Below are 1518 nucleotides of genomic sequence, written 5' to 3'. Positions count from 1 at the left end.
CCCGGCCGTCCGGCGTCGCCTCGCCGCGCTCCCAGGGGAAGCGCCACAGCTCGCGCATCGGATGCGACAGGTCGGGGGTGAAGTCGCTGTGCTCGGGGTCGTGCACCACGGCCAGGGTCAGGCAGGCACGGCCTTCGGCGACCAGCATCCCGCGCACCGTCCGCAGGGTGCCGCCGGTGCTGCAGCCGTCGTCGACCAGCAGCACGCGGGCGCCAGCCGGCGGCGAACCGATCCACTCGCTCCGTGCGGCGGCCCGGTCATAGGCGATGGTCGCCAGCGGCAGGGCCAGGATGGCCGCGGCCATGGTCGCCGGCACCACCCCGCCGCGGGCGATGCCGGCCACCACGTCCGGTCGCCATGCGGCGGCGCGGTCCAGCAGGGCGGCCAGCATGCGCTCGGTCTGGTCATAGCCGAGGAAGACCGGCTTGCGGTCGGGGTCAAGGCCTTTCCACGACGACAGGGAACGATCCATCATCTTGCGCGGGTTGCGGTACCGATGAGGATGAGATGGGACGCGCCGCAGCGGCGGCCAAACCCAGTTTGGCTACGGCTGAAACGGTGAAAAGCCGATAGGATTCAAGGCTTATCCGGACGAAGCTCAGTGGTCCTGACCCGTGGTCGGCAAGGCCAGCCCGGTCTTCACCGCGTCGAACACGAAATGGGTGTCGAAGCGCTTGATGTTCGGGTCGGTCATGAACAGCCGGTCGACCGCCTCGCGGCAGGCCTTCATGCCGGTGACGGCGACGATCACCAGATAGTCGCGGCTGCCGGCCAGGTCGTAACACTGCTGCACCTCCGGCGCCGTCCGCATCCGGTCCTTGAAGGCGCGGTGCAGGTCGACCGATTCCTTCTCCAGCATCACGAACACCGCGGCCAGCACCACGCTGTCCAGGCGCCCGGAATCGAGCACCGCAACCTGCCGCAGCAGCAGCCCGTCGGCGCGGTAGCGGGCGATGCGGCGCTGCACCGCGCTGGGCGACAGGCCGACGGTGTCGCCCAACTCCTCCAGCGTCCGGCCGCTGTCGGCCTGCAGCAGCGCCAACAGCTTGTGGTCGAGGCGGTCGAGGACGGGGGCGGGCTTGGGGCTCATGCAAGAATTTTGCGCGGTGGCGCAGGAGATTTCAACAACAGCCGGGGCGGCGCCGGCTAGAGTCGCGGCAGCTCAACCGGGAGACGACCCATGGACGCGCAGGCCGCCCATCCTTCGACCCTGCCCCTCACGCCGCAGCAGATTCTCGCCGCCCGCGCCGCGATCGACCCGGTCTTCCTCGATTCGCCGGTGATGTCGCATGGCGCGCTGGACGCGGCGCTGGGCTGCAACTGCCTGCTGAAGGTCGAGACACTCAACCCGATCCGCTCCTTCAAGGGGCGCGGCACCGAGGCGGTGATGGCGGCGCTGGACCCGCGGCCGGCCGCGGTGGTCGCCACCTCCAGCGGCAATTTCGGCCAGGGGCTGGCGCGGGCGGCGGCCCGGCGCGGCATCGCGGCGACGATCCTGGCGCCGGCCTGGGCCAATCC

3 protein-coding genes are annotated in these 1518 nt (G+C 70.8%); 1 reads left to right on the top strand and 2 read right to left on the bottom strand.

The window, feature by feature from the left end:
• Together P409_RS34030 and P409_RS34025 are read right to left on the bottom strand one after the other, a co-directional pair.
• Positions 1 to 472 (bottom strand): phosphoribosyltransferase family protein (locus tag P409_RS34030; RefSeq protein ID WP_238578842.1); only part of this gene is annotated, 472 nt, incomplete at its 3' end.
• A gap of 126 nt (positions 473 to 598) precedes the next feature.
• Complete coding sequence (locus P409_RS34025) at positions 599 to 1090, bottom strand: Lrp/AsnC family transcriptional regulator (protein WP_034849187.1); 492 nt, start codon at positions 1088 to 1090, stop codon at positions 599 to 601.
• Between the two features lie 90 nt (positions 1091 to 1180).
• On the opposite strand from P409_RS34025, the gene P409_RS34020 reads away from it, so the two are divergent.
• On the top strand, positions 1181 to 1518 hold a 338-nt coding region (locus P409_RS34020), incomplete at its 3' end, for a pyridoxal-phosphate dependent enzyme (RefSeq protein ID WP_034849185.1).

This window comes from Inquilinus limosus MP06, assembly GCF_000767795.1.
In the GTDB taxonomy this organism is placed as follows: domain Bacteria; phylum Pseudomonadota; class Alphaproteobacteria; order DSM-16000; family Inquilinaceae; genus Inquilinus; species Inquilinus limosus_E.
The sequence above is the reverse complement of the archived record's forward strand: the minus strand, read 5'-3'. Positions and strand labels throughout refer to the sequence as shown.